The organism is Thalassobacterium maritimum (assembly GCF_031127805.1).
Lineage (GTDB): Bacteria > Verrucomicrobiota > Verrucomicrobiia > Opitutales > Coraliomargaritaceae > Thalassobacterium > Thalassobacterium maritimum.
The window spans coordinates 1-419 of record NZ_JARXHW010000252.1; the positions used below are offsets into that span (position 1 = coordinate 1).

Here is a 419-nt window from a genome sequence, read left to right on the forward strand (position 1 = left end):
CGGTTCTTTTCGATCGTGATCGCGTTGGCTCCGGCGGGCGAGTAATCGGTCTGGAAACGCCGTCCAAAGCCGTCATATTGTGCAGTCCAGATGTAGCTGCCTACTGTTTCAGTGGTTCCGCTGTCAACTTGGGTGATAGAGAGCAAGTGACCTTGTCCATCCCAATTGAAGGTTTGCACAACATCACCACTCGCCCAAGAGCGAGTTTCGACCCGCCCGTGGGCATCGTAGGTCGTGGTGATATTGGCGGGATCGGGCGCAGCCACCGTGAAAGTGCTGCTGTCAGTCGCCTGATAGTTGGAATCGGGATGCAAGTGCGTGCCGCGTGCTTCGAGGGTGTATTGCCCGGCTTCGAGTGTGAGTGGAATACTCCAAGTGCCGTCGCCGTAATCCACATCCGGATCAATAGTCTGCAAAAA

1 protein-coding gene is annotated in these 419 nt (G+C 55.6%); it reads right to left on the reverse strand.

Going from position 1 to position 419, the window contains the following annotated elements; all coding sequences use genetic code 11:
* The coding region (locus tag QEH52_RS20230; RefSeq protein ID WP_308952772.1) for a hypothetical protein at positions 1 to 419 on the reverse strand (419 nt) is incomplete at both ends.